This is a genomic window from Aquimarina hainanensis (assembly GCF_042684685.1).
GTDB lineage: Bacteria > Bacteroidota > Bacteroidia > Flavobacteriales > Flavobacteriaceae > Aquimarina > Aquimarina hainanensis.
Genome location: NZ_JBHULX010000033.1, coordinates 20387 through 27296, shown reverse-complemented (window position 1 = coordinate 27296; position 6910 = coordinate 20387). Strand labels below are relative to the sequence as shown.

At 33.7% G+C, this 6910-nt stretch carries 14 protein-coding genes; 13 read left to right on the top strand and 1 reads right to left on the bottom strand.

Annotated elements, in window-relative coordinates; translation table 11 throughout:
* From ACFSTE_RS15930 to ACFSTE_RS15895, 8 genes are all read left to right on the top strand, one after another.
* Nucleotides 1–264 (top strand): hypothetical protein (locus ACFSTE_RS15930; RefSeq protein WP_378298273.1); only part of this gene is annotated, 264 nt, incomplete at its 5' end.
* Nucleotides 265–280: 16 nt separating this feature from the next.
* Nucleotides 281–922, top strand: coding sequence for a bZIP transcription factor (locus tag ACFSTE_RS15925; protein WP_378256758.1), 642 nt, complete (start codon nt 281–283; stop codon nt 920–922).
* A 14-nt stretch (nt 923–936) separates the two neighbouring features.
* Entirely contained in the window at nt 937–1803 is an 867-nt protein-coding gene (locus tag ACFSTE_RS15920) for a DNA cytosine methyltransferase (RefSeq protein ID WP_378256756.1), read from the top strand.
* A gap of 53 nt (nt 1804–1856) precedes the next feature.
* Nucleotides 1857–2069, top strand: a complete 213-nt coding sequence (locus ACFSTE_RS15915) for a hypothetical protein (RefSeq protein WP_378256754.1) — start codon at nt 1857–1859, stop codon at nt 2067–2069.
* Between the two features lie 12 nt (nt 2070–2081).
* Nucleotides 2082–2339, top strand: coding sequence for a hypothetical protein (locus tag ACFSTE_RS15910; protein ID WP_378256752.1), 258 nt, complete (start codon nt 2082–2084; stop codon nt 2337–2339).
* Between the two features lie 224 nt (nt 2340–2563).
* Nucleotides 2564–2740, top strand: coding sequence for a hypothetical protein (locus ACFSTE_RS15905; protein ID WP_378256021.1), 177 nt, complete (start codon nt 2564–2566; stop codon nt 2738–2740).
* A gap of 17 nt (nt 2741–2757) precedes the next feature.
* The gene (locus ACFSTE_RS15900) at nt 2758–3048 is read left to right on the top strand and encodes a hypothetical protein (protein WP_378256750.1); all 291 of its coding nucleotides are present in this window, start codon (nt 2758–2760) and stop codon (nt 3046–3048) included.
* Nucleotides 3049–3059: 11 nt separating this feature from the next.
* The gene (locus tag ACFSTE_RS15895; RefSeq protein ID WP_378256748.1) at nt 3060–3236 is read left to right on the top strand and encodes a hypothetical protein; all 177 of its coding nucleotides are present in this window, start codon (nt 3060–3062) and stop codon (nt 3234–3236) included.
* 7 nt (nt 3237–3243) lie between these two features.
* Here the strand turns inward: ACFSTE_RS15895 and ACFSTE_RS15890 are convergent, their stop codons facing one another.
* The gene (locus ACFSTE_RS15890; RefSeq protein ID WP_378256746.1) at nt 3244–3483 is read right to left on the bottom strand and encodes a helix-turn-helix domain-containing protein; all 240 of its coding nucleotides are present in this window, start codon (nt 3481–3483) and stop codon (nt 3244–3246) included.
* Between the two features lie 132 nt (nt 3484–3615).
* Here ACFSTE_RS15890 and ACFSTE_RS15885 point away from each other — a divergent pair, with 132 nt between their 5' ends.
* The 5 genes from ACFSTE_RS15885 to ACFSTE_RS15865 all read left to right on the top strand — a co-directional run bounded on the left by ACFSTE_RS15885 (nt 3616) and on the right by ACFSTE_RS15865 (nt 6746).
* Complete coding sequence (locus ACFSTE_RS15885; protein WP_378256744.1) at nt 3616–4038, top strand: hypothetical protein; 423 nt, start codon at nt 3616–3618, stop codon at nt 4036–4038.
* Between the two features lie 128 nt (nt 4039–4166).
* On the top strand, nt 4167–4625 hold the full coding sequence (locus ACFSTE_RS15880) for a hypothetical protein (RefSeq protein WP_378256742.1): 459 nt from the start codon (nt 4167–4169) through the stop codon (nt 4623–4625).
* An 11-nt stretch (nt 4626–4636) separates the two neighbouring features.
* Nucleotides 4637–4942 carry a hypothetical protein gene (locus tag ACFSTE_RS15875; protein ID WP_378256741.1) on the top strand — a complete coding sequence of 102 codons (306 nt, stop codon included), beginning with the start codon at nt 4637–4639 and terminating at the stop codon, nt 4940–4942.
* Nucleotides 4943–5073: 131 nt separating this feature from the next.
* Nucleotides 5074–6330, top strand: a complete 1257-nt coding sequence (locus ACFSTE_RS15870; protein WP_378256739.1) for a Y-family DNA polymerase — start codon at nt 5074–5076, stop codon at nt 6328–6330.
* The gene (locus ACFSTE_RS15865) at nt 6327–6746 is read left to right on the top strand and encodes a LexA family protein (protein ID WP_378256737.1); all 420 of its coding nucleotides are present in this window, start codon (nt 6327–6329) and stop codon (nt 6744–6746) included. Before ACFSTE_RS15870 ends, ACFSTE_RS15865 begins: the two co-directional genes overlap by 4 nt.
* The last annotated feature ends 164 nt before the right edge of the window (nt 6747–6910 follow it).

Below are 6910 nucleotides of genomic sequence, written 5' to 3'. Positions count from 1 at the left end.
CTTCATTTAATGACCTGGGAAGTTAATCCCAGAATGAGGAACAAGAATAACTTAATAAGCTTTATTGCTAAAAACAACATCCTGATAAAAGAAGGAGATGTTATTGTCACCAATATATCCGGTGACACCTGTTCCGTGTACACGATTACTAAGATTGAAGAAACTAGACCTGCAGCAATGAGTGAGCATAATCACTTTAAAGCAAGAACATTCTATAGGCAGGAACGGTACGAAGCAATAGCGGAAGCACTAATTGTAAGCTAATCCCAAAAGCAGTTCAATGAACGAAACAAAAACAATAGAAGATAGAATGACATCTCCGCGTTTTATGACGCAATGTGTTATCATAATTATAGTTTACTTTTCTATCAAATCATCGTTTTTTTTCAACACGATATTTGAAAACATAGTCACAGTAAGACCGTTTCTTTTCGTCGCTTCTTCTCTAACAGGAATGATAGCAGGAGTAATCGTTACAATTACTTCATATCACTATAACAAACAAAAACAACAAATTCCTCCACTGGTGTTTTGTATCGCAAACATCTTCCTCACGGCTTTTATACTAAAGGTATTTCATTGTGAGAGACCAGGAGAGCTGTTCCAATGTGAACCCAAAATATGGTACGCAGAAAGATTCTTTCTTTCTGTTTTTCTCCCGGCAATTGAATATTCATGTGTAAAAACTTGGAAAAATCTATTAGAGAAGTCAAGAACAACCAAGAAACAAACAATAGCAAGTCTAGAGCAAGATATTAGCGATCTAAAGCAAATCAGAAGCGAAGAAGAGCAAGAGGTTAGCGAGCTAAAACAGGAAAAAGCCAATTTAATTGAAGATGAAAAGAAGAGGACATGCAAGAAATGCGGAGCTGTCTTTGGCAGCACAAACGCAATGAATGCTCACAAATGTAAAACACAATAAGCAAAATTAGAATCATGACAGTTAATTCATATTTTTCAGGAGGAGGATTGTTTGATTTAGGGTTTCACCTTGCCGGGATCGAAATAAAGCAATCTTTTGAGATCGATAAACATTGCTGTAAGGTGCAGCGTGATAACTTTAGTCACGATATAATTGAATCAGATATTGCGAAGAAGCTTGTGTTTGATGAATCAGATTCAGACGTAAAACTATTCACCTACCCATGTACTAAATACAGTACAATTGCGGATATTCATGGAACAAGAACAGGAGACGAGCTATTTTTACACGCCTTCCGGCATATAGCCATATCAGACCCGGAAGTATTTGTGGTAGAGAACGTACCCGGAATGCGAGCGTTTCCAGTGGTAATGGAAGCGATGACAAAGTTGCCAAATTATTATGTGACTACTTTTTGTCCTATTAAATCATCGACATGGCTTCCTCAAAGAAGAGACAGGCTTATTATTATCGGGAGTAAAAAACCGTTTAATTGGCGTCCTCCAAAAAACGGAACACCTGTAAAACTTAAAGATATTTTGGAGATAAACCCTAGGGTAACATTACCAAAAGCTATCAAACAAAGAATGAACGGGAAATATAGAGACTTACCAATTATTTCAGACCCGAACAGAAACGACATTGCTCCAACTTGCGTGGCGCACTATGCAAAAGATAAGTCGACCAGACTAGTAAAAGATAAACGATTTCCGTTAGGGGTTAGACCCTATTCAGTTAGAGAATACGCAAGGTTGCAAGGAGTGCCTGATTGGTACGAATTTAATTGTCCAGATACCTATGCATACAGAATGATTGGTAACGGAGTATCGGTGCCGGTAGGTGTATGGGCAGGAGAAGAAATCAAAAGATATTTTAAATAAACCAGATAGCTAAGACAAATGTGTAACATGCTCTAACGCTCAATATATACCTAATGGACGACCGTTTAAAAGAAATAATAGCTACAATCGAGCGCACACCTGCATTTAAAACAGGCGGAATCGAACATTATATATACAGCGGTGCGGTAATAGTCACAAGTGAAGTCTCTCAAGATTTTGATGCTGTATATGCTATTCTTCCGCTATTGCAGTTCAAAGTTAAAATTAGAGCCTATAATTCTAAAGTATACCTGGAAGTAAAATAAAGGATTATTGTTATGAAAAGAAAAATAGTCATTGGCAACAGTATATTAACTATCGAAGAGTTTAAAGAGAAATACAAATCTCTTTTGGATAGGTTTGATTTTGAAACATCTGTTGAATTCGCTAGAGAATTGGATTTGATGTTTTTAGAGCCTATAAATTTTAAAGATAAATTAGGTGATATAGGAGCTGTAATTTCCTTTGAAAATGCATTAAAACAACCTTCAAATCCCCCTAAAAATTATGGTACCAGAAATTATAAAAACCAATGAGAAAGCTTTTAGAAATTTCCCTCTTGCGTTTAGCATCATTTATTCTTGATAGTAGAGATGTGCACCGCTCCCTATTTATTAGCAGGAGAGACAATAATAAAATATTTGAAATGACACATGAGCTATCACGTATAGCTAATAGAATGCAAAATAACTACGAAGACATTTAATCTAAAGTATACCTGGAAATAAAATAACATTATAAACTAAAACCTAAATAAGCGATGAGTAAAAACGAAAATATATCACTTATCTCAGCTATCACAATTTTAAAAGCACAAGCTTTTAATATGGAAGCTGAAAATTATAATCCTCATATAGATGAGGATACAAAAAAGATGAATCGTCATGCTATAAAAAGTATAGACAAGGCTTTAAAAATTTTAGAAAAAGCAAACTAAAGTCTAAATAAAGAATAATGAAAGATAAAGTAGAAGATATTATTACAGATGAAGATTTAATAAAAGCTTTTGAGCGTGCAAATTTCGGAGATAGGTCTAGTAAGCGTGATATTGTAAGATATACGCTTCTAAGAGCGGCAAGCGGATACTACAATGGCTATACGTCACAACGTATAATTCACGCACTTGGATTAACAACAATAAAGCGCATTATTAATGAGGTTGGATTAGTAAAAGAGGAGTTAATTCTTACAAAAAAAGGGAAGGAGTATTTGTATGAAGCTTTTAGAAACGGAACTAATCATTAAAAACCAATTCGATGAAGGAAGGTCTGATAGTAAAAACCAAAAACGGTAAAAAGGGATATATATATAACAACGACACTATATACGATTCAAAAGCAAAAGTTCATATAGTAGATGAGCAATATAAAGAAACAGGAGAAAAGTTATTGTGCGATACTAAAAACTTAATAGTAATAGGGTATAAAGATTAGACCTAAACTATTTCCTCCTAATACCAAGCCACTCATCTCCGGAATAGAAATGAGAATAATCACTAGATGGCACAATAAGCTCAATAGGATCAACCTTTAATATCTCTGCGATTTCGGACAGCGATTCTATTGTGGGATTGTTATTAATCCTTTTAGATAAGGCTTGTCTACTGATACCTAGTCTTTTGGCTAAGTCCGATATTTTTAATCCTTTTTGTTTACAAACCTCCTTAATTCTTAATTCCATATAAACAAATATAATGTAAAATTAAAGTTTTACAAAATGATAAATAAGTAAAATTAAAGTTTTACAAAAATTTGTAAATGTAAAACTAAATGTTTACATTTGTAATGTATTAATATTGAAAACCAACAAAACATGAGATTAAGTGATTACAAAAAGCAATTAAAATTAGAAGCCGAAGAGATGTATAGTTACGTTTCTGATCTTCATCCTAGCAAAAGGATAGAAGAAGCTTTAAAAATAAGAGCAGCAGAGGAAGCAAGCGAGAAAAGCGAAAGCATAGCCGAGTGGATGCATGAATTCCGTAAAGGTAGCTTTGAGGCTTGTGGGGTATATGACAAAGAACCTTTGGATATGTTCATTTATGAAACAAAACTAAACATATTCAGCCTTCCAGAACTTAAGATAATGCTGGAAGAAGCAAAATATCAATTTGACTACCAAAGTGGTTACTTAAATAATGAGGAAAACATAACCATATGGGAAAAAAGAATGTTATGGGCTGAAAAGGCGATAACACACAAAACCCAAAGAAACTTTGATAAACTAAATCTATAATCAACTCCCTGCCTCTTATTAAGTTAAGGGGTAGGGTTAAAACAGAAAACCATAACAAATAATTGCGGAAAACCACAATAAAAAACTACAAATAAAAAGTAAATTTGAAATCTTAAAAACCAAACAAAATGAAAATACTCTTAAACATATTCGCTTTATCAATCATACTAACATCTTGCTCTAAAGATGATGAAATAACATACGATCCGTCAACAGATGAAATTCTTGGTAAATGGACCAAGACAAAAGTAGTAGAAAACTACACACGTAGCGGGGCTCAAGAAATTGAAAAAATGGATAACTGCCAACTGAAATCAATTACAGAATTCAAAGAAGACGGCAGTATCTCAGAAGAGATATACGATTACGGAGATAGTGGATGTGAATTAAAAGAAAAAATATATGACTTTAATAATTGGAAAAGAGAAGGGGATCATATGTACTACTTCCATTCCAAAACATCTAATGGAGAAGCAAAAGGAGAGCAAGAAATACGCTTCCAGGATGGGAAAATGATTTATGTAAATGAAAAATATTCAATGTCAGGTGAAAAAATAAATGTGTACACATATTTTGAAAAAAAATAAATAGCTTTCAGATGCACATAATATATGAAACATTAAGGATAGGAAATAAAAGGAAGGACCCATTTAAAGAAAAGCTACTTAGTATTAACATAGAAGTATTAAAGAAAGATATACAAGAAGCATTAAGAGAAGAGTATCATGGAAGTACACAAACAATCAACATTGCTATAATAATACCTCAAAAAGGGTTATCCCCAAAGTTTGACGAAAGCCATATAAAAGACTCTGAAATCAGGAAAATATTAAATTCCAACTTTGGAAAATACATAAGACATTTAACCTTAGAAGAAATACGAGATAATCTTTATAATTACTAAAAAAAGTAACAATCAAAACACCTCCTACTGGGGTGTTTTTTATTTACATCATAATCAGGTGCAAAAGGAATTATTCCTATTAAAAAAGGAAATAATCCAAAATAATTACGGTTTTTCCGTAAATTTGCATCATGATTGCTTTGATTGATTGTAATAATTTCTACGCATCTTGCGAGAGAGTCTTTAACCCCTCCTTAGAAGGTAAGCCCATTGCCGTGTTATCAAATAACGATGGCTGTGTAATTGCCCGTAGTAACGAAACAAAGGCTTTAGGAGTACCGATGGGCGCTCCGGCATTTGAATACAAAAAGATATTCGAAAAGAATGACATAAAAGTATTCTCATCTAATTACGCACTATACGGAGATATTAGTCAGAGAGTAATGAATGTTCTTTCAAGATATTCCCCAGATGTAGAAGTCTACTCAATAGACGAGGCATTCGTGCAATTTGTAGGCTATGAAAACTACAACCTACCTCAGTATGCAGCACAAATAAAACAGCAAGTAAAGAAATTAACAGGTATACCTATCAGCATAGGTATAGCCAGAACAAAGGCACTAGCTAAGGTAGCAAATAAAATAGCTAAAAAGTACGCAGAGAGGACTAAAGGGGTGTATGTTATAGACACAGAAGAAAAACAACAAAAAGCGCTTAAATGGACAAAAATAGAAGATGTATGGGGGATAGGAAGACAGTTCACAAAAAGGCTCCATAAAATAAACATCACAACAGCTTATAAGTTCACGCAATTACCTAATGAATATGTTAGAAAAGAATACTCGGTAGTTGGGTTGAGATTAAAAAAAGAACTGGAAGGGTTTCCAACTCTTCAGTTAGAAGAGGTTAAAAATAAAAAAGCAATAGCAACAACACGTTCTCAGAAGAAAGATGTAAATGATTATAGCATACTGAAAGAACGAATATCTACATACGCAATAAGTTGTGCAGAGAAACTAAGAAGGCAAAAGTCAGCCGCGAATTTAGTATATGTATTTGTAAGAACTAATCCGTTCAAACCAGATGCTCCACAATACAGAAATAGTATAGCGGTCACATTGCCATTTCCTAGCAACTCAGCCTTAACAATTAGTCAGCACGCCATAAAGGGATTAAAAAACATTTATAGAAACCAGTATTCGTATAAGAAAATAGGTGTAATAGTAATGGGTATTGTACCGGAGAAATCGATACAATTAAACCTGTTCAACAACGAAGACCCAAGACACAAATTATTGATGAGTGTAATAGACAAAATAAACACCAGGGAAGGGACAACAAAAATAAGAATAGCATCACAGGATCTCGGAAGAAAATGGAAAATGAGACAAGAGAGACTATCACCGTTTTACACAACAAAATGGGAAGATATAATACAAGTAGTATGAAGATAGAAGTATATGCAGTAGGAAGCAGCACAAAGAAAGCAATATATTGTGCAACAGGTATATCTTGCGGATTTCCGTCACCAGCAGATGATTTCTTACATCACAAGTTAAGCCTGGACGAAAAACTAATCAAAGATAAAGACGCAACCTTTTACGCAAGAGTAAAAGGTGATTCAATGATCAATGCTGGATTAGGCATAGGAGATCTTTTGGTAATAGATAGAAGCATAGAAGCGTATAACAACTGTATAGCTGTATTTTATATCAATAATGAGTTTACAGTCAAAAGATTATTAAAAGAAAAAGATGTCATTTATCTCTGTCCGGAGAATGAAAAGTACAATCCGATCAAAATAGATGGAGAAACCGAACTAATTGTTTGGGGAGTAGTAACATATGTAATAAAGAAGCTTTAAGATAGTTAACAACTTTGTTGAAAAATACAACGGCTTTATTCTTGATAAACAAGGGTAAAGCCGTATTTTTGTTATAGAGGTAACACTGATTACTTCTTTTCTCACTATAGAGAAATGACTTCTTTAGACTTCCCAGCCTTCTTTGACTTCTTTTTAACAAGAAA